Here is a 24,304-nt window from a genome sequence, read left to right as displayed (position 1 = left end):
CCAGACCTGCCCACCCCTCGGTGAGGAGCTCCCACATGAGCAGCCAGCACACCCGGACCACGGGACCCGAGAGCGCACCTGTCACGGACGAGTCCCGTGACGTGCCCACAGAGCCCACGGACGGCGGCGCGCCGGTCGTCTCCCCGTTCGAGCGCTTCTCCGCCGTCCCCCAGGACAGCGGCCTGTACCACCGCGAGGACGAGAAGGACGCGTGCGGCCTCGCTGTGGTCGCGACCCTCGACGGCGTGGCCTCGCACGAGATCGTCGACGCCGCCCTGACGGCCCTGCGCAACCTCGAGCACCGCGGTGCTGTGGGCGGTGACGAGGGCACGGGCGACGGCGCCGGGATGCTCACGCAGATCCCGGACGAGTTCCTGCGCCAGGAGGTCGACTTCCCCCTGCCGCCGCAGGGTGCCTACGTGGTCGGCACAGCCTTCATGCCTGCCGGGGGCAAGCACCTGGAGGACCTCAAGCGCTCCCTCGAGGAGCTCGCGCGCATGGAGCAGCTCACGGTGCTCGGCTGGCGCGACGTCCCCATCGTCGACGACGCCATCGGCGCCTCCGCGCGCGCCGTGATGCCCACGTTCGTGCAGCTCTTCGTCTCGGACCGCAGCCACAACGAGCGCGCCGCATCCCTGTTCGCCCGCGACGCGACGTCGTACGACCCCGTGGCCGCGCAGCGGGAGCTGGACCAGAAGGCGTTCCGCGTGCGCAAGCGCGCACAGAACAAGTTCGGCGTGTACTTCCCGTCCTTCTCCTCGCGCACCCTCGTCTACAAGGGCATGCTGACCACCGCGCAGCTCGAGCCGTTCTACCCGGACCTCTCGGACCCGCGCTACACGACCAAGCTGGCTGTGGTGCACTCACGGTTCTCCACCAACACGTTCCCGTCCTGGCCGCTCGCGCAGCCCATGCGCACGCTGGCCCACAACGGCGAGATCAACACCGTGGTGGGAAACCGAAACTGGATGCGCGCCCGGCAGTCGTCGATGTCCGGGGCGGTGCTGGGCCGCCAGCCCGAGGACCTGTTCCCCATCTGCTCGGAGGGCGCCTCCGACTCGCAGTCACTGGACGAGGTCGCGGAGCTGCTGCAGCTCTCGGGACGTCCCGTGACCGAGACCATGCTGATGCTCATCCCGGAGGCGTGGCAGAACCACGACACCATGGACCCGCAGCTCAAGGCGTTCTACCAGTACCACTCCACGCTCATGGAGCCGTGGGACGGCCCGGCGTGCGTGTCCTTCACGGACGGCGTGCGCGTGGGCTCCGTGCTGGACCGCAACGGGCTGCGCCCCGGGCGGTTCTGGCAGACCGAGGACGGTCTGGTGATCTTCGCGTCCGAGGTGGGCGTGGTGGACGTGGGGGACCGCCGGATCGTGCGGAAGGGCCGCGTCTCGCCGGGAACGATGTTCCTCGTGGACACGGACGAGGGCCGGATCATCGAGGACAGCGAGATCAAGGCCGAGCTCGCTGCCGCGAAGCCCTGGCAGGACTGGGTCCGCGAGTCCGTGCTGCCGATCGCCGAGCTGCCCGAGCGCGAGCACATGACCCACCCGGCGCACTCGGTGCGGCTGCGCCAGAAGACCTTCGGCTACACGGAGGAGGAGCTGAAGATGATCATCGGCCCCATGGCGCTGGCCGGGGCCGAGCCGATCTACGCCATGGGCACCGACACCCCCGTGGCCGTGCTCTCCAACCGCTCCCGGCTGCTCTACGACTACTTCGTGCAGTCCTTCGCGCAGGTCACCAACCCGCCGCTGGACGCCATCCGCGAGGAGCTGGTCACCTCCATGGCCGGGTCCGTGGGGCCCATGGCCAACATGCTCTCCACGCAGCAGACGCGGACCCGTCAGATCCACCTGACCTTCCCGGTGATCGACAACGACCAGCTGGACCAGTTCGTGCACCTGGACGACGAGGACGGCGTGCCGCTGAGCCTGCGCGTGCGGGGGCTCTACCGGCCCATGGACGGGGCGGAGTCCCTGCGGAGCCGGATCGCTGAGATCTGCGAGAAGGTCTCCGCGGCGGTCAACCGCGGCGTTCAGTTCGTGATCATCTCCGACCGTGACTCCAACGCCGTCTGGGCCCCGATCCCGTCCCTGCTGCTGACCTCCGCCGTGCACCACCACCTGCTGCGCTCGGCGACCCGCACGAAGGTCGCGCTGATCGTGGAGTCCGGCGACGTCCGCGAGGTCCACCACGTGGCCCTGCTGCTCGGCTACGGGGCCTCTGCGGTGAACCCCTACCTGGCCATGGAGTCCGCCGAGGAGCTCGTGCGGCGCGGTCAGGTCAAGGGCGTCACCGAGGAGCAGGCCGTGGCCAATCTCCTCAAGGCCCTGGGCAAGGGCGTGCAGAAGATCATGTCCAAGATGGGCATCTCCACGGTGCAGTCCTACTGCGGCGCGCAGACCTTCGAGGCGCTGGGACTCTCCAGCGAGCTTGTGGAGGACTACTTCGCGGGCACCCGCACCCAGATCGAGGGCGTCGGCCTGGACGTGATCGCCGCAGAGACCCAGTCCCGCCACCGGCTGGCCTACCCGGAGGACGGGGTCACCGAGCCCCACCGTGACCTGGCAACCGGCGGCGAGTACGACTGGCGCCGCGAGGGGCCGCGCCACCTCTTCGACCCGCACACCGTCTTCCGGCTGCAGCACGCCACGCGCACCGGGCGCTACGACATCTTCAAGTCCTACACGTCCCGCGTGAACAGTCAGGCGAAGGAGATCGCGACCCTGCGCGGGCTCATGAGCTTCGCCTCCACGCGCGAGCCCGTGGACATCGACGAGGTCGAGCCCGTGAGCGAGATCGTCAAGCGGTTCTCCACCGGTGCCATGAGCTACGGCTCCATCTCCATGGAGGCCCACGAGACGCTCGCGATCGCCATGAACCGGCTGGGCGGCAAGTCCAACACGGGCGAGGGCGGTGAGGACCCCGAACGGCTCGTGGACCCCGAGCGCCGCTCGGCGGTCAAGCAGGTGGCCTCCGGGCGCTTCGGTGTCACGAGCCTCTACCTCGCCTCCGCGGACGACCTCCAGATCAAGATGGCCCAGGGCGCGAAGCCCGGTGAGGGCGGTCAGCTGATGGCACAGAAGGTCTACCCGTGGATCGCGCGCACGCGCCACTCCACCCCGGGTGTGTCACTGATCTCTCCGCCCCCGCACCACGACATCTACTCGATCGAGGACCTCGCGCAGCTGATCTACGACCTCAAGCGTTCGAACCCCCGTGCGCGCGTGCACGTCAAGCTCGTCTCAGAGCGGGGGATCGGCACGGTCGCGGCGGGCGTGACCAAGGCCAAGGCCGACGTCGTGCTGGTCTCCGGCCACGACGGCGGCACCGGCGCGGCACCCCTGAACTCCCTCAAGCACGCGGGGATGCCCTGGGAGCTGGGCCTTGCCGAGGCCCAGCAGACGCTGCGGCTCAACGGGCTGCGGGAGCGCGTGGTCGTGCAGGCGGACGGGCAGCTGAAGACGGGGCGCGACGTCGTCGTGGCCGCGCTGCTCGGCGCGGAGGAGTTCGGCTTCGCCACCGCGCCGCTCGTGGTGGAGGGCTGCATCATGATGCGCAAGTGCCACCTGGACACGTGCCCCGTGGGCGTGGCCACCCAGAACCCGGAGCTGCGCCAGCGCTTCACCGGCAAGGCCGAGCACGTGGTGAACTTCTTCGAGTTCATCGCCCAGGAGGTTCGTGAGCTGCTCGCGGAGCTCGGCTTCCGCAGCATCGAGGAGGCCGTGGGCCACGCCGAGGTGCTGCGCACCCAGGAGGCCGTGGCGCACTGGAAGGCCAAGGGCCTGGACCTCAGCCCGGTGCTGGACTCCTTCCGCGCCGAGGGCGTCAAGGACGGGCTGCGCAACACGACCACCCAGGACCACGAACTCGACAAGCACTTCGACAACCGGCTCATCCCGCTGGCGGGACCGGCGATCGAGTCCGCGGAGCCCGTGCGGATCCAGGAGCGGGTCATCAACACGGACCGTGCGGTGGGCACCATGCTCGGTTACACGGTCACGAATGCGCTCGGCCTGCAGGAGCTGCCGGACGACACGATCGATGTGACCCTGACCGGTGAGGCCGGGCAGTCCCTCGGGGCGTTCATCCCGCGCGGGATCACGCTCCGGTTGGAGGGCGACGCGAATGACTACACGGGCAAGGGCCTGTCCGGCGGGCGGATCGTCGTCCGCCCGCCGCGGGACGCCGGGTTCGTTGCCCACGAGAACGTGATTGCCGGCAACGTGATCGGCTACGGCGCGACGAGCGGCGAGATGTTCTTCAACGGCGTGGTCGGTGAGCGCTTCCTGGTCCGCAACTCCGGTGCCACGGCGGTCGTCGAGGGCATCGGGGACCACGGCTGCGAGTACATGACCGGTGGCGTCGCAGTTGTTCTGGGCGAGACCGGGCGCAACTTCGGCGCGGGCATGTCCGGTGGCGTGGCCTACGTCCTGGACCTGGACGAGCTGGACGTCAACAAGCAGGCGCGGGAGAGCGGTGACCTGCAGCTCGAGCACCTGGACGCGCAGGACCGCGAGCTGCTCACCGCGCTGGTCAAGCGCCACGGGGAGGAGACCGGCTCGGAGTTCGCCCGCGAGCTGCTCGCCGATCCGCGGGCGATCGCGGAGCGCTTCACCAAGGTGCTGCCGCGCGACTACTCCGCGGTGCTCGCGCTGCGCAACGAGGCCGAAGCCGCTGGGGACGACCCGGACGGCGACGGCACCTGGCACAAGATTCTGGAGGTGACCAGCCGTGGCTGATCCCCGTGGTTTTCTCAAGGTCCGCACGCGTGAGGACCGCCCCAAGCGGCCGGTCCCCGTCCGGCTCATGGACTGGAAAGAGGTGCAGCAGCGACAGGAGGCGGGCACCATGCACGAGCAGGCCGGGCGGTGCATGGACTGCGGCGTGCCGTTCTGCCACCAGGGCTGTCCGCTGGGCAACCTGATCCCGGAGTGGAACGACCTCGTGTGGCGCGAGCAGTGGGCCGAGGCCTCCGAGCGCATGCACGCGACAAACAATTTCCCGGAGTTCACGGGCCGCGTGTGTCCCGCGCCGTGCGAGTCCTCGTGCGTGCTGGGCATCAACCAGCCGGCCGTGACCATCAAACAGGTCGAGTACGCGATCGGCGAGAAGGCGTTCGACGACGACCTCATCACCCCGTACATCCCGCAGCGTCTCGTGGGCAAGACGGTGGCCGTGGTGGGCTCCGGGCCGGCAGGGCTCGCCGCCGCGCAGCAGCTCACCCAGGCCGGGTTCACCGTTGCGGTCTACGAGCGCGACGACGCCATCGGAGGTCTGCTGCGCTACGGCATCCCGGACTTCAAGCTCGAGAAGTCGGTCCTGGAGCGCCGCCTGGAGATCATGCGCCAGGAGGGCACCAAGTTCCGCGCCGGCGTGGAGATCGGCAGGGACATCACGTGGGACGTGCTGCGCCGTCGCTACGACGCCGTGATCGTCGCCACCGGTGCCACGCGGCCCCGCGACCTCGAGATCCCCGGCCGCGAGCTGGACGGCGTGCACTTCGCCATGGACTACCTCGTGCGCTCGAACAAGCACGTGGCGGGCCGGGAGGTCCCGGACCTGATCGATGCGAGGGGCAAGAACGTGATCGTCCTGGGCGGCGGAGACACGGGTTCCGACTGCATCGGTACGGCCCTGCGCCAGGGTGCGGCGTCCGTGACGTCGCTTGCGATCGGGCGCAAGCCCCCGGTGGACCGGGCGGACGAGGAGCCCTGGCCCATGATGCCGCGCGTCTTCGAGGTCTCCACGTCCCACGAGGAGGGCGGTGAGCGCACGTACCTGGCCTCGACCGTCGAGTTCGTGGGCGACGAGCAGGGCAGGCTCACCGGCCTGAAGGTCGCCGAGACCCAGTACCGCGAGGACGGTTCCCGCGTGCCCGCGCCCGGCACGGAGAAGGTGCTGCCGGCGGACCTCGTGTTCCTTGCGCTGGGCTTCACCGGCAACGAGTCGGACGAGCTCACCGAGCAGCTGCCCGTGGCCCTGGACCGGCGCAGCAACGTGGACCGGGACGAGACCTACATGACCGCGGTGGACGGGGTGTTCTCGTGCGGTGACGCCGGGCGGGGGCAGTCCCTCGTGGTGTGGGCCATTGCGGAGGGCCGCGCGTGCGCAGCCCACGTGGAGCGCCACCTGACCGGCCAGACCCGGCTGCCGGAGCCGGTGGAGCCCTCGGAGCGCGCCATCGACCTCAGCGTGTGAGACGCCGGCCCTCGTGTGCGGGCAGCCCGGCTGAGTGGCTGCGCGCCCGGGGGGGGGGGAAGTGACGCACGGTGCACGGGCCCGTGAATGAGGTCGTACCCTTTCCCGGCGCGCGTTGCTAGAGTGGGGGAAGTCATCGGCGGAGCGGCCGCGGCCATGCAGCACTTCGTTGCAGGGCCCGGCCGCTTTGTCATGTGCGCCAACCATCCGCCATTCGAAAGGGAGTCACCCCATGCGTCGAGCGAAGATCGTGGCCACGATCGGCCCCGCCATTTCCTCGTACGAAAACATCACCCGGGCGATCGAGGCCGGGATGAACGTGGCTCGCCTGAACATGAGTCACGGCGACCACGACGTCCACAACGCCTCCTACGAGAACCTGCGCCGCGCGAGCCAGGAGCTCGACACCACCGTGGCGATCCTCGCGGACCTGCAGGGCCCCAAGATCCGTCTCGGCAACTTCGCGGACGGTCCCCACGACCTCGCGGTTGGCGACACGTTCACCATCACGGTCCGGGACATCCCCGGCACCAAGGAGATCTGCTCCACCACGCACAAGGGCCTGCCCGGAGACGTGAACGTGGGGGATCCGCTGCTCATCGACGACGGCAAGGTCGCGCTGCGCGCCACCGCCGTCTCCGACACGGACGTGACCACCGAGGTCGTCGTCCCCGGTCCCGTCTCCGACCACAAGGGCATCAACCTGCCGGGTGTGGCCGTCAACGTCCCCGCGCTGAGCGAGAAGGACGAGGCGGACCTGCGCTGGGCCCTGAAGCGCGGCGTCGACATCATCGCGCTGTCCTTCGTGCGCGACGCCAAGGACATCGACCGCGTGCACGAGATCATGGCGGAGGAGGGCGTCACGCTCCCCGTGATCGCCAAGATCGAGAAGCCCCAGGCCGTGGACGCGCTGCACGAGATCATCGACGCGTTCGACGGCATCATGGTCGCCCGCGGCGACCTCGGCGTGGAGCTGCCGCTGGAGGCCGTGCCGATCGTGCAGAAGCGAGCGATCGAGCTCGCCCGCCGCTGGGCGAAGCCCGTGATCGTGGCCACCCAGGTGCTCGAGTCCATGATCGACAACCCGCGCCCCACGCGCGCCGAGGCCTCCGACTGCGCGAACGCCGTGCTCGACGGCGCGGACGCCGTGATGCTCTCGGGCGAGACCTCGGTGGGCAAGTACCCCATCAAGACGCTCGAGACCATGTCGAACATCATTGTGGCCACCGAGACGCAGGGCATGGACCGCATGCCCCCGCTGGGCACCGAGCCCCGCACGCGCGGCGGCGCCATCACCCGTGCGGCGGTGACCATCGCCCGGCAGCTGGATGTGAGCTACATCTGCACGTTCACCCAGTCCGGTGACTCCGCGCGCCGCCTGTCCCGGCTGCGCCCGGACCGCCCGATCCTGGCCTTCACCCCCGAGCGCAGCGTGCAGTCCTGGCTGCAGCTGCTGTGGGGCGTGCAGCCCATCCGGGTGGAGCGCGTGGAGCACACGGACGACATGACCCGCCAGGTGGACCACTACCTGCTCGAGCACGAGCTCGCGAGCACCGAGGACATGGTCGTCATCTGCGCCGGATCGCCTCCCGGACACGCCGGGTCCACCAACCTGGTCAAGGTCCACCGCGTGGGCGACCTGCAGGACGCCGGAGAGGCCCCGCAGCGCGAGGAGCACGAGAAGGTGCGCCCGTGGGGGATCGACAAGCTCCAGGGCTCCGCGTCCTGGCGTGAGCCGTGAGCCGCTGACCGAGTGGTGACCCGCCGCGGCTGACACGCGGCGGGAGCACCGGGCCGACGGCGCGGAGTGCCGGATCGAGAGGATCCGGGCCCCGCGCCGTCGTCGTGCCCGGCGCGAGCGGGGAACGCGAGACACCGGTGGCCATCAAAACGGGGGACAGGGGGCGCCACAGCAACGTCGCGGCGTAGGCGAGGAACAGGGCGTACCCACGAAAAAACGGCCCCGCGTCAACGAGGCCGTTCCCGCACCGCTCCGCAGAGCGGTTTCTGTCGTGCCCAAGGTGGGACTCGAACCCACACATGTTTCCATACCGCATTTTGAGTGCGGCGCGTCTGCCAATTCCGCCACTTGGGCCTGACCGCGGGGCTCCTGACATGGGGCGACCGCCGCCGGTGCGGCTCACAGCATACACGATGGGGGTTAGGCTGGAGCCGGTCGCCTCGCTCCTCGTGCAGCGGCCCGGAACCACCGAGACCACCCCATCCCGAACCAAGGAGATCCCGTGACGGATGCACCGAACACCCCGGAGCCCACTGCCCCGGAGGCCGGGGCCGAGGAGCCCGCCGCCGCCAGCACCGCGGCCAGGACGGTCGTGGTGGCGGAGGACGAGGCACTGATCCGAATGGACATCGTCGAGATGCTCGAGGATGCCGGCTACCGGGTCCTGGCGCAGGCGGAGAACGGTGAGCGTGCCGTCGCCCTGGCCACCGAGCACCGCCCGGACCTCGTGCTCATGGACGTGAAGATGCCTGTGATGGACGGAATCACGGCCGCGGAGCAGATCGCTGGCCAGCGGATCGCACCGGTCGTGCTGCTCACCGCGTTCAGTCAGCGGGAACTGGTGGAGCGCGCCCGCGAGGCCGGTGCCATGGCGTACGTGGTCAAGCCGTTCACGGTCGAGGACGTGGTCCCGGCCATCGAGATCGCCATCTCCCGGTTCGAGGAGATCAGGGCGCTCGAGGACGAGGTCTCGGACATGAAGGAGCAGTTCGCCACTCGCAAGCTCGTGGAGCGGGCCAAATCCCTGCTGCAGACCAAGATGGGCCTGTCCGAGCCCGAGGCGTTCCGCTGGATCCAGAAGACCTCGATGGACCGGCGCCTGTCCATGCGCGAAGTGGCCGAGGCCATCATCAGCCAGGTGGCCTGAACCGGCGTCCACCGCCGGTGCGACCCGCGCGCGTCGGGGGCTGGCCCTAGGATGGACCCGTGACTGAGACGAAGCAGCAGGCCGCCCAGGACGATCCCGCCATCCGCACCGTGGTGATCGGCGAGAAGACCGACTCCCCGCGGGAGGTCCCGCTGCCGGAGCCCGTCTCGCGGCCGGAGAAGCGACTGCTGCTGATCGACGGGCACTCCCTGGCGTTCCGCGCGTTCTTCGCGCTCTCCCGCGCGGCCGAGTACGGCGGGGGCCCCGGTTTCGTGACGTCCGAGGGTGTCCACACCGAGGGCGTCTACGGATTCGTGAACACCATGGTCAAGCTCGTGCGCGAGGAGAAGCCCACCCACCTGGTCGTCTCCTTCGACCTCGAGGGCCCTACCCTGCGCTCCCGGGAGTACGGGGAGTACAAGGGCGGCCGGGACGAGACCCCGGAGGAGTTCCACGGGCAGGTCCCCAACATCCGCCGCATCCTCGAGGCTGTTGGCATTCCGATCGTCACGAGCGAGGGCCACGAGGCGGACGACGTCCTGGCCACGCTCGCCACCACGGCCGCAGCCGAGGACTTCGAGGTGCTCGTGTTCTCGGGTGACCGGGACGCGTTCCAGATGATCACGGATCACGTGACGGTGGTCTACCCGGGCCGCACGCCGTCGGACCTGCGCCGCATGGACGCGCAGGCGGTCTTCGAGAAGTACAAGGTCGCCCCGCAGAACTACCCGGATCTCGCCGCGCTGACGGGGGAGACCGCGGACAACCTACCGGGTGTGCCGGGCGTGGGCCCCGGGTTCGCCGCCAAGTGGATCACCGCCTACGGACCCGTGGAGTCCCTGCTGGAGCACGCCGGGAAGATCACCGGCAAGAAGGGCGAAGCGCTGCGCGAGAACGAGGACCTCGTGCGCCGCAACCGCAAGCTCAACCGGCTGCTCACGGACCTGCCCCTGGAGATCGACCTCGCGGACGCCGCCCTGCCGCACGCGGAGCCGGAGCGCGTCGCGGAGATCTTCGACGAGCTCGAGTTCGGCTCCCAGCTGCGCGGGCGCCTGCTGGACGCCTTCGGAACCGCCTCGGAGGGCGACGACGTCGCCACGGTCCCCGAGGTCACGGACGTCACCCGGGTGCGCACCGCCGCGGAGTTCACCGCGTGGCGGGACGGGCTCGCGGACGGTGCGGCCGCCGTCGTGCGGCGACTGACGCTCGATCCCAAAGCCCCCTCCGGCAGGGAGGTCACGACGCTCATGCTCACGGGGGCGAACGGCGCGGCCGTGGACCTGGTCACCGCGGACCCGTCCCTCTCGACGGCCGTCGAGGAATGGCTCGCAGACCCGGCGGCGCCCAAGATCGTGGACGGTCTCAAGGACCTCTACCGTGGCCTGGCCCAGCGCGGGATCGAGCTCGCCGGAGTGGTGGACGACGTCCAGCTCTCCGGGTACCTGGTGCGCCCGGCACTGCGCAGCTACGAGCTGGAGGCGCAGCTGGCCCAGCACCTCGATGTCGAGGTGGCAGCGGTGGCCGCGGCGGAGACGTCCGGCGCGAAGGACCAGGGACAGACCGCACTGGACCTCGACACCGCCGGCGAGCAGGACGAGCTCGACGGCACCCCGGACGCGGAGCTCGTGCGCCAGGCCACCCTGGGTGGTGCGTGCCGTTCCCTGAGCGAGCACCTGCGGGGACTGCTCGAGGCGGACGGGCAGCTGCCGCTGCTCACGGAGCTGGAGATGCCGCTCGCGGTGATCCTGGCCCGCATGGAGGCGGCGGGGATCGCCGTGGACCGGCACGGGATCGACCGGCTGCACGAGGACCTGCAGCAGCCCATCGACCAGGCCTTCGAGCTCGCCCAGGCGCAGATCGACCACGAGATCAACCTGGGCTCCACCAAGCAGCTGCAGGCCGTGATGTTCGACGAGCTGGGCCTGCCCAAGACCAAGAAGACGAAGACCGGCTACACCACGGACGCCTCGGCCGTGGCTGACCTGCTGGGCCGGGTGGACCCCGAGACGCAGGGCTCACGCTTCCTCGTGGCGCTGATGAACTGGCGCGAGTACTCCAAGCTCAAGCAGATCGTGGCCGGACTGCGGGACGCGATCGCCGAGGACGGCCGCATCCACACCACCTACCAGCAGACCGTTGCCTCCACCGGGCGGCTGTCCTCCACCGGGCCCAACCTGCAGAACATCCCGGTGCGCACCGAACAGGGCCAGCGCATCCGGGACGTGTTCGTGGTGGGGGAGGACGCCCAGGGGCCTCTGGAGTGCCTCATGACGGCGGACTACTCCCAGATCGAGATGCGGATCATGGCCCACCTCTCCGGGGACGAGGGACTGATCGAGGCGTTCCGCGCGGGGGAGGACCTGCACCGCTTCGTGGGCTCCCGTGTGTTCGAGGTGGCGCCGGAGGAGGTCACCCCGGCCATGCGCTCCAAGGTCAAGGCCATGAGCTACGGGCTGGTCTACGGCCTGAGCTCCTACGGCCTCTCGCAGCAGCTGCACATCGGCGTGGACGAGGCCCGCACCATGATGAGCGGGTACTTCGAGCGCTTTGGCGGTGTGCGGGACTTCCTGCGCGGCGTCGTCGAGGAGGCCCGTTCCAAGGGCTACACCGAGACCATCGACGGGCGCCGCCGCTACCTGCCGGACCTCACGAGCGACAACCGCCAGGCCCGCCAGGCCGCAGAGCGCATGGCGCTGAACGCGCCCATCCAGGGCTCGGCGGCGGACATCATCAAGAAGGCCATGATCGGCGTGGACCGCGCACTGCGCGAGGCCCGGCTGCGCTCCCGCGTGCTGCTGCAGGTCCACGACGAACTGATCGTGGAGGTGGCCCCCGGCGAGTCCGAGGCCGTCGAGGCGATCCTGCGCACCGAGATGGCCGGCGCTGCGGACCTCACCGTCCCCCTGGACGTGAATGTGGGCACCGGGCGCACCTGGCACCAGGCCGCCCACTGACGCACACCCCGGCACCGGCCCGCCCGGTGCTGACCGGCGCGAGCACTGCAGCGCGGTCCGCACACCGTTCCACGCACGTCCCCCGGCCGTCCCGCGGACTCCACCCGCGAGACGATCCCGCACAAGGAGGAGCACCATGACCACCACACCCCCGACCGACCAGCCGAGTGAGACGACCTACAGCGCGCGCGGGAGCAACTACGTGCTCCGCAAGTTCTTCGTGAGGGAGGGCGGTGTTGATGCCAACCCCGAGGCCGAGCAGTGGAACCGCGCGGTGGACCACGGCTTCCACGGGCCGGAGCCCACACGGGAGGCCACCGGCCACATCCTGGACTCCATGCGGAACTCTGGCGTCCGGCTGCGGGCCGCCTACACCGCGGACCCCGTCCCGGCCGCCGCCCTGGGCGCGGACCGCCCGGTGGCCACCTTCTGCTCATGGGACTCGGAACTCACGGTGTGCCCCGGGGTCGGCATCCCCGCGTGGCTGATCTCCGAGGTCACGGTGCGCCCCACGCACGCCCGCCGCGGGCTGCTGCGCCGGCTGATGACGGACGACCTCACCGAGGCCCACGAGCGGGGCTTCCCCGTGGCGGCCCTGACGGCGTCCGAGGCGACGATCTACGGTCGCTTCGGCTTCGGTGCGAGCACGTTCAACACCGAGATCACTGTGGACGCCCACACGCGGCTGCAGCTCAAGGCGCCCACGGTGGGCACGGTGGAGATGGCGGACAACGAGTCCGTGGCCCGGCTCGCCCCGGAGATCTTCGCGCGGTTCCACGAGGGCACGGCCGGTTCAGTCACCCGCCAGGACAAGTGGTGGGGCCTGGTCTCTGGCGCGTGGGACTGGCACGCGGGCAAGGCGGATCCCGAGATCCGCACCGCGGTGCACTACGACGACGCCGGGCAGGCGGACGGCTACGTCAGCTACAAGTTCCTGCCCACCCAGGGCTTCGAGGGGGCCCTCAAGGTCGTGGACCTCGTCTCCCCCAGCTGGCAGGGCCGGATCGCCCTGTGGGAATACCTGTGCAACCTGGACCTCGTCACGGAGGTGCGCTACGGCAGCGCCCCCATGGAGGACCCGCTGATGTGGAGCATGGTGGACATGTCCAAGTACACGGTGCGCAAGCGCTTCGAGCGCGTGTGGCTGCGCGTCCTCGACCCGGTGGCGGCACTGTCCGCGCGGCACTACACCTCCCACCGCCGGATCACGGTCTCGATCGTCGACTCGATGGGCTTCGCGGACGGCCTCTACGAGATCGACACCACCGGGACCGAGACCCGCGTCGAGCGGGTGGGGGACCGGCCCCGCACGCAGGACGACCTCGCCGGGAAGTCCATGCCCGCCGTGGAGCTCCCGGAGGGCGCGGACGTCGCGCTGAACGTGGACAGCCTGGGTTCCCTCTACCTCGGCGCGGTCAAGGCCTCCACCCTGTACCACGGGGGCCTGCTGAAGGTGCGGGACGAGGACGCGCTGCGGGACATCCAGGCCCTGATGTCCACGCCCACCGACCCGTACTGCATCTCCCCGTTCTGAGCCGGTCGGCGCTGCCGGGAGAGGCCCCGCCTCCGCCTGCACGCGCCGCTCCAGGCTTGAACCCGACGTGCTCGGGCTCTAGACTGGAGCGGTGCGTGTATTCGCACGCCCAAAGCACCACATGAGTTCCCGGCCCACGTCCCATCGGACGGAACCGGGAACGGCAAACCATCAAACCAATTCCATCGGAGTCCCTACTACATGACCACCACCACCCAGCAGGTTGCCGTCAACGACATCGGAACGGAAGAGGACTTCCTCGCCGCTGTCGACGCGACCATCAAGTACTTCAACGACGGCGACCTCGTGGAAGGCACCGTCGTCAAGGTCGACCGCGACGAGGTCCTCCTGGACATCGGGTACAAGACCGAAGGTGTCATCCCCTCGCGTGAGCTGTCCATCAAGCACGACATCAACCCCGACGATGTCGTGGCCGTGGGTGACGAGGTGGAGGCTCTGGTCCTCACCAAGGAGGACAAGGAAGGTCGCCTGATCCTCTCCAAGAAGCGCGCTCAGTACGAGCGCGCCTGGGGCGACATCGAGAAGGTCAAGGAGGACGACGGCGTCGTCACCGGCACCGTCATCGAGGTCGTCAAGGGCGGCCTCATCCTGGACATCGGCCTGCGCGGCTTCCTGCCCGCCTCCCTCGTGGAGATGCGCCGTGTCCGCGACCTCGCGCCGTACATCGGTCAGCAGCTCGAGGCCAAGATCATCGAGCTGGACAAGAACCGCAACAACGTGGTCCTCTCCCGCCGCGCCTGGCTCGAGCAGACGCAGTCCGAGGTGCGCGCCAACTTCCTGCAGCAGCTGCAGAAGGGCCAGGTCCGCACGGGCACCGTCTCCTCGATCGTCAACTTCGGTGCGTTCGTGGACCTGGGTGGCGTCGACGGCCTGGTGCACGTCTCCGAGCTGTCCTGGAAGCACATCGACCACCCCTCCGAGGTCGTCGAGGTCGGTCAGGAAGTCACCGTCGAGGTGCTGGACGTCGACATGGACCGCGAGCGCGTCTCCCTGTCCCTGAAGGCCACCCAGGAGGATCCCTGGCAGCTCTTCGCCCGCACCCACGCCCTGGGCCAGGTCGTGCCGGGCAAGGTCACCAAGCTGGTTCCCTTCGGTGCGTTCGTGCGCGTCGAGGACGGCATCGAGGGCCTGGTGCACATCTCCGAGCTGGCGCAGCGCCACGTGGACATGGCCGAGCAGGTCGTCTCCGTGAACGAGGAGCTCTTCGTCAAGGTCATCGACATCGACCTGGACCGTCGCCGCATCTCACTGTCCCTCAAGCAGGCGAACGAGGGTGTGGACCCCGAGTCCACCGAGTTCGACCCGGCCCAGTACGGCATGGCCGCCGAGTACGACGAGCAGGGCAACTACAAGTACCCCGAGGGCTTCGATCCCGAGACCAACGAGTGGATCGAGGGCTACGAGGACCAGCGCGCGGCGTGGGAGGAGCAGTACGCTCAGGCCCAGTCCCGCTGGGAGGCCCACAAGGAGCAGGTGCGCAAGCACATCCAGGACGACCTGGAGGCCGCGACGACCACGTCGTCCTCCTCTTCCTCGTCGTCTTCGTCCTCCTCGCCGGCTCCGAGCCGCGCGTCCGGTCCCACGAGCTACTCCTCCGAGCAGCCGGCCGAGGACTCCGGCACGCTGGCCTCGGACGAGGCTCTGGCCGCGCTGCGCGAGAAGCTCACCGGGCACTGAGTCACGCGTGAGCGTTGCCCCGCCGGTTCCGGTGGGTGATGCGCGCTGACCGTCGCCGAGAGGCCCCGCACCCGTCACGGGTGCGGGGCCTCTCGCGTGTCTGGGGCCGTTTCCACGGTGATGCCAGCGGCCCGGTGGGGGAGCGGTCTGTCAGGTGCCCGGGACGTCCTGCCACGTGGGCTCCCCGGTCACAGGTTCCCCGTGTCCCGAGGTGGCGGTGGCGAGGACGGCGCGTGCGGCGTCGAGCTCGGAGGGTGTGTCCGGCACGAGGACGTGCAGGATGGCGTGCTCGGAACCGTAGCTGGTGGGCTGCACGACAAGGCTGCGCGCCCGGATCTCGGCCTCCACGCGCCCGGCGTCCGCGTGCGGCACGGGCAGGGAGAGTTCGCGGCAGCGGACGCGCCGTATGAGGGGTGCGTCCTGGAGCGCGGCAGTGACGGCGCCGGAGTACGCGCGCACCAGGCCTCCCGCCCCGAGCTTGATCCCGCCGAACCAGCGGACGACGACGGCGCACACGTCCGAGAGGTCACCGGCCCCGTCCGCCTCGCGCTGCTTCGCCGTGAGGTGGGAGGACAGCGCCTGCAGAATTGGCACGCCCGCGGTGCCGGCCGGTTCGCCGTCGTCGGAGGAGCGGCCGATCTCACGGTGGGGGCCGACCAGGAACGCGGAGCAGTGGTGGCGCGCGTCGCGGTGCTCGGAGGCGGTGCGTGCGATGAACTGCCGGGCCTCGTCCTCGGTGTCCACGCGGGTGAGCAGTGCCAGGAAGCGCGACTTCTTGATCTCCAGCTCCGCCGAGTGGACGGTTCCCGCCCGGGGCACGGTGTACGACACGCGCGGGGCGGCGGCAGGTTCGGCGAAGAGTTCGGGGGACACGCTCCCAGTGTAGGGACGGGTGCTGGGCACCGCGCCGACCGCGGCGTCGTCGGCCGCTACAGTGGGTGCGGCCGGTCGCGGGACCGGACCGTGCGACCCTGTCCCCCAGCCGAAGGGCCACTCAGTGCTCCACCGTCTCCACGACCGACTCGGGCTGCGCACCACGCCCTCGATCTTCTTCGTCTCCGCGGCGCTCATCGTGGTGTTCACCGCCGCCATGGGGCTCTTCCCGGGCCCGGTGCAGGGCATCTTCGGGAGCATCGCCCACGTGCTGCGCTACCGCACCGGGTGGTTCTACACGTTCAGCGTGACGGCGCTGGTCATCTTCGCGGTGGGCCTGGCAGTGAGCCGCTACGGCCGCGTGAAGATCGGCGACGACGACTCCCAACCCACGTACTCGGGCCTCACCTGGTTCGGAATGCTCTTCGCGGCCGGCGTGGGTGCCGTGCTGATGTTCTGGGGCGTGGCCGAGCCCATCACCCACTACGCGAACCCGCCCATGTACGGGACGGAACCGGAGTCTGACCGCGCGGCGGTGGAGGCGCTGAACATCGCGAACTTCCACTTCGGCGTGCACATGTGGGCGATCCTCGCGGTGCCCGGCCTGGCGTTCGGGTACTTCACGTACAAGCGCAAGCTGCCGCCGCGGGTCTCCTACGCCTTCCACCCCCTGCTCGGGGACGGGATCCACGGGCCGTGGGGAAAGGCGATCGACATCCTCTCCATCGTGGCCACGGTGTTCGGCCTGGCCGTCTCCGTGGGCCTGGGTGCACTGCAGATCAACAGCGGGCTCACGTACGTGTACGGGATCCCCATGGCCGGGTGGATCCAGGCGGCGATCATCGCCGTGATCACGGCGGTGGGCCTGGCATCCGTGCTCGCGGGCATGGAGAAGGGCGTCAAGCGGCTGTCCTACGCGAACATCGTGCTGGCCGTGGCCCTGCTGCTCTTCGTGCTCATGGCGGGCGCGTCCATGGACACGATGCGCGCGATCGTGGAGTCAGTGGGTGGCTACGCGCAGCAGCTGCCCACCCTCGCGTTGTTCAACGACACCTACGGGGGTGGCACGTGGTCCGGGGACTGGACAGTGTTCTACTGGGCCTGGACCGTCACCTGGGCGCCTTTCGTCGGTATGTTCGTCGCCAAGATCTCCCGCGGGCGCACCATCCGAGAGTTCGTGGTGGGGGTGCTTGGAGTGCCCTCGGCGTTCGTGGTCGTGTGGATGGCGATCTACGGCTACAACGCCATCCGGATCGACCGCGCCCCCGAGACGCGGGCAACGCTCACGGAGACCATCGTCACACAGGGCAATCCGGAGGCAGCTCTGTTCCAGTTCCTGCAGACCATGCCGTGGTTCGCGGTGACCGCGTTCGTGGCGCTGATCGTGATCACCATCTTCTTCATCACCTCCATCGACTCCGGTGCCCTGGTGATGGATGCTATGGCCAACGGCCACGAGGACGAGGGGCCCCGGCGGCAGCGGATCTTCTGGACGCTCGCGGTGGGTGCCGTCTGCACGGCGATCATTGCGACGTCGGGGGAGAACGGGCTCAACGCGCTGCAGGAGGTCATCATCGTGATCGGCGCTCCCGTGATGCTGCTCGAGGTGCTCCAGGCGGTCATGCTCCTGCAGGCGCTGCGCCAGGACGCGGGAACGGCACGGCCCATGCGCACACGGCAGTGGAAGCGCGTGCTGCCGGCCGAGGAGTACCACCGCCGCGCGCAGGAGGACGGCACGGCCGTCTCGGACTACGTGATCCGCCCTGAGTACGAGGTGGGCACGGAACCCGAGCACGACACGCACCAGCCGCGCACGTGGCACTGGCAGCGTGAGCGGGAGGGGCGCCCGGTCTACCAACTCGCGCTCACGGGGGGCGCGTCGTCGGGCAAGCGGACCGCGGTCCGGGCGTTCGAGGAGCTCGGCGCTGTGGTCCTGGACAGTGCCCAGATGTGGCAGGAGCTGCTGGAACCAGGGTCCGGCACGCGCGCGGAGGTCGAGCGGATCTTCGGGGAGCAGCTGCCCACGGCGGCAAACACCCCCGCGGCGGACGTCGCCGTCGCGCTTGACGAGCTCATGGCCCGCAACGAGACCGCGCGAGCCAGGGCCCATGAGCTGCTCATGCCCGAGATGCGCGAGAGCGCGCGGCGTCGGGCGCGTGAGGCGGGTACCGATCGCGTCATGGTCCAGGTGGTCAGGGATCCCCTGGAGGCGGAGCAGCGGGACCGCTTCGACCTCGTGGTCGCCGTGGAGGCGCCCGTTGAGGAGCGCGTGCAACGGCTGCGCCGCACGGAGGGCGTGGCGGCCGACGTCGCGTGGGGCCTCGTCGACCAGGCCCCGTCGGACGGGGGGACCCGCGACGTCGCCGACCGCGTGATCGTCAACGACAGGGACGTCGAGCGCGTCCGAGAGCAGGTGCGCGAGATCTGGCAGGATCAGATCCAGCCCGTCCTGGACCACGAGAGCACGGAAGAAGGCCACGACCATGAAGGAACTGTTCACCAGACCGGATCGCGCTGACGTGCTGCGCGTGGGGCTGACCGGGGGGATCGCCTCCGGGAAGTCCACGGTCGCGCGCCGGCTTGCGGAGCACGGCGCGCTCGTCGTGGACGCGGACGCGATCGCCCGCGAGCTGCAGGAACCCGGCGCGGTGGGTTACGAGGCGGTTCTCGAGCACTTCGGTCCGGCCGTGGTGCGCGAGGACGGCGCCCTGGACCGCGCGGCGCTGGCCGGGATCGTCTTCGGGGACCCGGCTCAGCTCGAGGCGCTCAACGGGATCATGCACCCGCTCGTGCGTGCGCGCACGGCACGGCTGCTCGCCGACGTGCCACCGGGAGGGGTGGTGGTCCACGACATCCCCCTGCTCGTGGAGACCGGCCAGCACGAGCAGATGGACCGTGTGCTCGTGGTCGAGGCGCCGGAGGCCGAGCGCGTCCGGCGCATGGTCGAGGACCGGGGAATGGCCGAGCAGGACGCCCGACGCCGGATCGCCGCCCAGGCCAAGGACGAGGACCGGCGGGCGGTGGCCACCACCGTGCTCGAGAACACCGGCAGCATCGCGGAGCTGGAGGCGCAGGTGGACGAGTGGTGGAACCGGGAGGCGGCCTGAGACCGGGTCCTGGGAAGGCGCCGGAACCCGCGGGGCCCGCGGCGGTGCGCGGGCGTCGTCGTGTCTGAGCCTGCGCGTACCCTGATGCCATGTCGCTCGCCCAGAAGATCAACCGCGTGGTCGCCCCCTTCGAGGTCGTCTCCGGGTTCCAGCCCGCCGGTGACCAGCCCAAGGCCATCGCCGAGCTCGCCGAACGCATCCAGGGCGGTGAGAAGGACGTGGTGCTCATGGGCGCCACGGGAACGGGCAAGTCCGCCACCGCCGCGTGGCTGATCGAGGCCGTGCAGCGGCCCACACTGCTGCTCGTGCAGAACAAGACGCTCGCCGCGCAGCTCGCGAACGAGCTGCGGGAGCTGCTGCCTAACAACGCCGTCGAGTACTTCGTCTCCTACTACGACTACTACCAGCCGGAGGCCTACGTCCCGCAGACGGACACCTTCATCGAGAAGGACTCCTCCGTCAACGAGGAGGTCGAACGGCTGCGCCACTCCGCCACGAACTCCCTGCTCACCCGCCGGGACACCGTGGTGGTCTCCACCGTCTCGTGCATCTACGGCCTTGGCACGCCGGAGGAGTACGTCAAGCAGATGGTCACCCTGGCCGTGGGCCAGGAGATGGACCGGGACGCCCTGCTGCGCCAGTTCGTCAACATGCAGTACGTGCGCAACGACATGGACTTCCACCGCGGCACGTTCCGCGTGCGCGGGGACACCGTGGAGATCATCCCCATGTACGAGGAGATGGCGCTGCGCATCGAGTTCTTCGGGGACGAGATCGAGGCCATCTACACGCTGCACCCTCTCACCGGCGAGATCGTGAACGAGGAGCAGGAGATGTACGTCTTCCCCGCCTCGCACTACGTGGCCGGCGCCGAGCGCATGGCGGTGGCCATCGAGTCCATCCAGAAGGAGCTCCAGGAGCGGCTGCAGGAGCTGGAGTCACAGAACAAGCTCGTCGAGGCACAGCGACTGCGCATGCGCACGCAGTACGACCTCGAGATGATGGAGCAGATGGGCTACTGCAACGGCATCGAGAACTACTCCCTGCACATCGACGGCCGTCCCCGCGGCTCGGCCCCGCACTGTCTGCTGGACTACTTCCCGGACGACTTCCTGCTCATCATCGACGAGTCCCACGTGACCGTGCCTCAGATCGGCGGCATGTACGAGGGGGACATGTCCCGCAAGCGCACCCTGGTGGAGCATGGCTTCCGGCTGCCCTCCGCCATGGACAACCGGCCCCTGAAGTGGGACGAGTTCCTGGAGCGCATCGGACAGACCATGTACATGTCCGCCACACCTGGCCCGTACGAAATGTCCAAGGTGGACTCGGTGGTGGAGCAGATCATCCGCCCCACCGGGCTGGTGGACCCGCAGGTGATCGTCAAGCCCACCAAGGGCCAGATCGACGACCTCCTGGAGCAGATCGAGCTGCGGGTGGAGCGCAACGAGCGTGTGCTCGTGACCACCCTGACGAAGCGCATGGCCGAGGACCTCACCGAGTACCTCATGGAGCACGGGGTGCGCGTGCAGTACCTGCACTCGGACGTGGACACCCTCAAGCGCGTGGAGCTGCTGCGGGACCTGCGCATGGGCACGTACGACGTCCTCGTGGGCATCAACCTGCTGCGCGAGGGCCTCGACCTGCCGGAGGTGTCCCTGGTGGCGATCCTCGACGCGGACAAGGAGGGCTTCCTGCGCTCCACCACCTCGCTGATCCAGACGATCGGCCGAGCCGCCCGCAACGTCTCGGGCGAGGTCCACATGTACGCGGACAAGATCACGCGCTCCATGGACGTGGCGATCGAGGAGACGAACCGCCGCCGGGAGATCCAGGTGGCGTACAACAAAGAGCACGGGATCGACCCGCAACCCCTGCGCAAGAAGATCGCGGACATCACGGATCAGCTGGCCCGAGAGGACGAGGACACCCGGACCCTGCTGGCCCAGCGCTCCGCCGCGAACAACCACACCGCGCCGGTCAAGGGCAAAGACGGCGGTACGCGTGGCAGGGCCCCCGGCAGGGACCAGGCGGCAGCGGCAGCGGAGTCCAAGCTGCTGCGGGACGGTGTCGCGGCGGCCCCGGCCGAGGACCTGGTGCAGCTCATCGAGGAGCTCAGCGAGCAGATGCGCAATGCCGCGGCGGAACTGAAGTTCGAGCTCGCCGGGCGGCTGAGGGACGAGATCGCGGACCTCAAGAAGGAGCTACGCCGCATGAAGGACGCCGGGCACGCCTGAGCCCTCCTGAACCGTGCCTGGCGGCTCGGCGGTCGGGTACACTTCCACATCTGTGTGGTCCGTTCACGGGCTGCTCCCAGCAACGCTCTCGTCTAAGGGGTACTCGTGGAGATTTCCGGACTGCAGTGGGGGATCACCATCGCGGTGATCCTGGGCCTGCTCGCCTACGACTTCATCTTCCACGCGCGCAAGCCGCACGAGCCCACCATCAAGGAAGCGGCGCTGTGGACGAGCCTCTACGTGTCCCTCGCGCTGCTGTTCGGGCTGATCGTGCTGATCTGGGACGGGCCGGGCTTTGCGGCGGAGTACTACGCCGGGTTCATCACGGAGCAGGCACTGTCCGTGGACAACCTGTTCGTGTTCCTCATCATCATGGCGTCCTTCAAGGTGCCGCGGGCGGACCAGCAGAAGGTGCTGCTGTTCGGGATCGTGGTGGCGCTGATCGCCCGGACCCTGTTCATCTTCGTGGGGGCGGCAGCCATCAACCGCTGGTCCGCGCTGTTCTACGTGTTCGGCATCTTTCTCATCTACACCGCAGGCAACCTGGTCAAGGGCGAGGTCACGGACGTGGACGAGGAGGACGGCGCCAACAACGTCATGGTGCGCCTGGCCAAGCGTTTCCTGAAGACCACGGACGAGTACGACGGGGACAAGCTGTTCACCGAGGTGGACGGCAAACGCATGATGACCCCCATGCTGCTGGTCATGGTGGCGATCGGGCTCACCGACATCATGTTTGCGCTCGACTCGATCCCCGCGATCTTCGGGCTGACCCAGGAGACCTACATCGTCTTCACGGCCACGGCGTTCTCGCTCATGGGCCTGCGCCAGCTGTACTTCCTGATCGACGGGCTGCTGGACCGCCTCATCTACCTCTCCTGGGGCCTGGCGCTCATCCTCGGGTTCATCGGCGTGAAGCTCATCCTGCATGCGCTGCACGAGAACACCCTGTCCTTCATCAACGGGGGTGAGCCCGTGCACGTGGTCGAGGTGACCACCGGGTTCTCGCTCGCCGTCATCATCGGCGTCCTGGTGCTGACCGTCCTCGCCTCGCTCTACAGCCCCAAGGGCCGTGCCGTGCGGATCATCAATGGAGCCCAGCTGTGGGCCGAGCGCTACCTCGACACCCCGGAGAGCGCTCCGGTGGAGGAACGCACCAAGGCGGCCCAGAAGATGAACAAGTACCGTGCGCAGCTGCCGAACGTGAAGGAGAAGTACCGGGACGAGCTCATCGAGTCCGAGACCCGCTACCACGACCTCCTCGAGCGGGCTCACGGTCTGCGGGAGCAGCGCATCGCGGACGCGAAGGGTCGCGCGCGGAACTGACCCCGCGGCCGGCCGGCGGCTCCGGTATGATCGACGGCAAGCAAGGGAGTATCCCTCACCTTCCGTGTCCGTCAGTACGTCCGACGCCATCGTCGGGCCGGGCACGGACCACGCCAAACCGCGCACTCCGGTCGTTGCACCGGACATCACGGGCGTGGGGGAGAGACTTGTGTGGTTTCTCGACCCGCAAGGAGACTCCCTGTGGAGATCACCTCCCTCCAGTGGGGCATCACGATTGCCCTGATCCTCGGCCTGCTGGCCTACGACTTCGTCTTCCACGTCCGCAAGGCGCACGAACCCACCATCAGGGAAGCGGCCATCTGGTCCGCTGTCTATGTGGGGATCGCGCTGCTCTTCGGGCTCGTGATCCTGTGGCTGGACGGCCCCACCCTGATGGCCGAGTACTACGGCGGCTACATCACGGAAAAGGCGTTGTCCGTGGACAACCTCTTCGTGTTCCTCATCATCATGGGCTCGTTCGCCGTGCCCCGCGCGGACCAGCAGAAGGTGCTGCTCTTCGGCATCGTCTTCGCACTCATTGCCCGCACCGCGTTCATCTTCGTGGGCGCCGCGGCGATCAACGCGTTCTCCTGGGTGTTCTACCTCTTCGGCCTGATTCTCATCCTCACGGCTGGCAACCTCATCAAGGGGGAGATCAGCGAGGGCAAGGAGGACGACGCCAACAACATCGTGGTGCGCCTGGCCCGGAAGGTCTTCCACACCACGGACTACTACGACGGCGACAAGCTCTTCACCGTCCACGAGGGCAAGCGCGCGCTGACTCCCATGCTGCTGGTCATGGTCGCGATCGGCGGCACGGACATTCTCTTCGCGCTCGACTCGATCCCCGCGATCTTCGGGCTCACGCAGGAGCCCTACATCGTCTTCACGGCCACGGCATTCTCGCTCATGGGCCTGCGCCAGCTGTACTTCCTGATCGACGGGCTGCTGGACCGCCTCATCTACCTGTCGTGGGGCCTCTCGCTCATCCTGGCGTTCATCGGTGTGAAGCTCGTCCTGCACGCCCTGCACGAGAACACGCTGCCCTTCATCAACGACGGCGCCCACGTGCCCGTGGTCGAGATCGGCATCGGAGCGTCTCTCGCCGTGATCATCTCGGTGCTCGTGATCACCGTGCTGGTGTCCCTCTACAGTCCCAAGGGGCAGGCGCTGCGCACCATCCAGCGCGTCCAGGACCTCACGGAGCGCTACCTGGCGCTGCCCGCGGGCGCACCGGCCGAGGAGCGCAACGCCCTCGCGCGGCAGATCGCCGAGGCGCACGCGCACTTCCCCCGGATCTCGGAGAAGCACAAGGACGAGCTGATCACGTCGCGGGCCCGCTTCCGCGCGATGCTGGAGACAGCGCGCGGCCAGCACCGGGAGTTCGCCGAGACCGGCCGGGTCAGCACGCCCTCCCCAGATCTCGACGCGGACCGCTGAGGGCCGACGACGCCGATCGACCCGGTCTGGGAGACGGAAC

13 protein-coding genes and 1 tRNA gene are annotated in these 24,304 nt (G+C 69.1%); 12 read left to right on the top strand and 2 right to left on the bottom strand.

All coding sequences use genetic code 11. The features are described from left to right. Nucleotides 1-35: 35 nt before the first annotated feature. The 3 genes from gltB to pyk all read left to right on the top strand — a co-directional run bounded on the left by gltB (nt 36) and on the right by pyk (nt 7,948). On the top strand, nt 36-4,748 hold the full coding sequence (gene gltB, locus ABD264_RS01945; protein ID WP_258924117.1) for a glutamate synthase large subunit: 4,713 nt from the start codon (nt 36-38) through the stop codon (nt 4,746-4,748). After that, nucleotides 4,741-6,207 carry a glutamate synthase subunit beta gene (locus ABD264_RS01940; protein WP_144942636.1) on the top strand — a complete coding sequence of 489 codons (1,467 nt, stop codon included), beginning with the start codon at nt 4,741-4,743 and terminating at the stop codon, nt 6,205-6,207. The genes gltB and ABD264_RS01940 overlap by 8 nt, the downstream gene beginning before the upstream one ends. A gap of 232 nt (nt 6,208-6,439) precedes the next feature. Beyond that, entirely contained in the window at nt 6,440-7,948 is a 1,509-nt protein-coding gene (gene pyk / locus ABD264_RS01935; protein ID WP_144942637.1) for a pyruvate kinase, read from the top strand. A gap of 272 nt (nt 7,949-8,220) precedes the next feature. Here pyk and ABD264_RS01930 read toward each other — a convergent pair. Further along, nucleotides 8,221-8,302, bottom strand: a tRNA-Leu gene (locus ABD264_RS01930). Nucleotides 8,303-8,540: 238 nt separating this feature from the next. On the opposite strand from ABD264_RS01930, the gene ABD264_RS01925 reads away from it, so the two are divergent. The 4 genes from ABD264_RS01925 (at nt 8,541) to rpsA (ending at nt 15,281) form a co-directional block, all read left to right on the top strand. Next, the gene (locus ABD264_RS01925) at nt 8,541-9,095 is read left to right on the top strand and encodes an ANTAR domain-containing response regulator (RefSeq protein ID WP_260983367.1); all 555 of its coding nucleotides are present in this window, start codon (nt 8,541-8,543) and stop codon (nt 9,093-9,095) included. A 59-nt stretch (nt 9,096-9,154) separates the two neighbouring features. Beyond that, a complete protein-coding gene (polA, locus tag ABD264_RS01920; RefSeq protein ID WP_344203853.1) occupies nt 9,155-12,049 on the top strand; it encodes a DNA polymerase I in 2,895 nt (964 codons plus the stop codon). A 136-nt stretch (nt 12,050-12,185) separates the two neighbouring features. Next, nucleotides 12,186-13,583, top strand: a complete 1,398-nt coding sequence (locus ABD264_RS01915) for a GNAT family N-acetyltransferase (protein ID WP_344203851.1) — start codon at nt 12,186-12,188, stop codon at nt 13,581-13,583. 201 nt (nt 13,584-13,784) lie between these two features. Beyond that, entirely contained in the window at nt 13,785-15,281 is a 1,497-nt protein-coding gene (gene rpsA / locus ABD264_RS01910; RefSeq protein ID WP_344203849.1) for a 30S ribosomal protein S1, read from the top strand. 150 nt (nt 15,282-15,431) lie between these two features. On the opposite strand, the gene ABD264_RS01905 is transcribed toward rpsA, so the two are convergent. After that, nucleotides 15,432-16,154: an IMPACT family protein gene (locus tag ABD264_RS01905; protein WP_344203847.1), complete on the bottom strand. Its 723-nt coding sequence runs from the start codon at nt 16,152-16,154 to the stop codon at nt 15,432-15,434. 124 nt (nt 16,155-16,278) lie between these two features. Here ABD264_RS01905 and ABD264_RS01900 point away from each other — a divergent pair, with 124 nt between their 5' ends. From ABD264_RS01900 to ABD264_RS01880, 5 genes are all read left to right on the top strand, one after another. Next, nucleotides 16,279-18,672, top strand: coding sequence for a dephospho-CoA kinase (locus ABD264_RS01900; RefSeq protein WP_344203845.1), 2,394 nt, complete (start codon nt 16,279-16,281; stop codon nt 18,670-18,672). Then, a complete protein-coding gene (gene coaE / locus ABD264_RS01895) occupies nt 18,638-19,261 on the top strand; it encodes a dephospho-CoA kinase (protein WP_303106427.1) in 624 nt (207 codons plus the stop codon). The genes ABD264_RS01900 and coaE overlap by 35 nt, the downstream gene beginning before the upstream one ends. A gap of 89 nt (nt 19,262-19,350) precedes the next feature. Continuing rightward, nucleotides 19,351-21,498, top strand: a complete 2,148-nt coding sequence (uvrB, locus tag ABD264_RS01890) for an excinuclease ABC subunit UvrB (protein ID WP_144942642.1) — start codon at nt 19,351-19,353, stop codon at nt 21,496-21,498. 105 nt (nt 21,499-21,603) lie between these two features. After that, a complete protein-coding gene (locus ABD264_RS01885) occupies nt 21,604-22,824 on the top strand; it encodes a TerC family protein (RefSeq protein ID WP_344203842.1) in 1,221 nt (406 codons plus the stop codon). Nucleotides 22,825-23,025: 201 nt separating this feature from the next. Further along, entirely contained in the window at nt 23,026-24,264 is a 1,239-nt protein-coding gene (locus ABD264_RS01880) for a TerC family protein (RefSeq protein WP_144942644.1), read from the top strand. Nucleotides 24,265-24,304: the final 40 nt, after the last annotated feature.

Origin of the sequence: Kocuria salsicia, assembly GCF_039532055.1 — a bacterium.
Taxonomy (GTDB): Bacteria; Actinomycetota; Actinomycetes; order Actinomycetales; family Micrococcaceae; genus Kocuria; species Kocuria salsicia.
The sequence above is the reverse complement of the archived record's forward strand: the minus strand, read 5'-3'. Positions and strand labels throughout refer to the sequence as shown.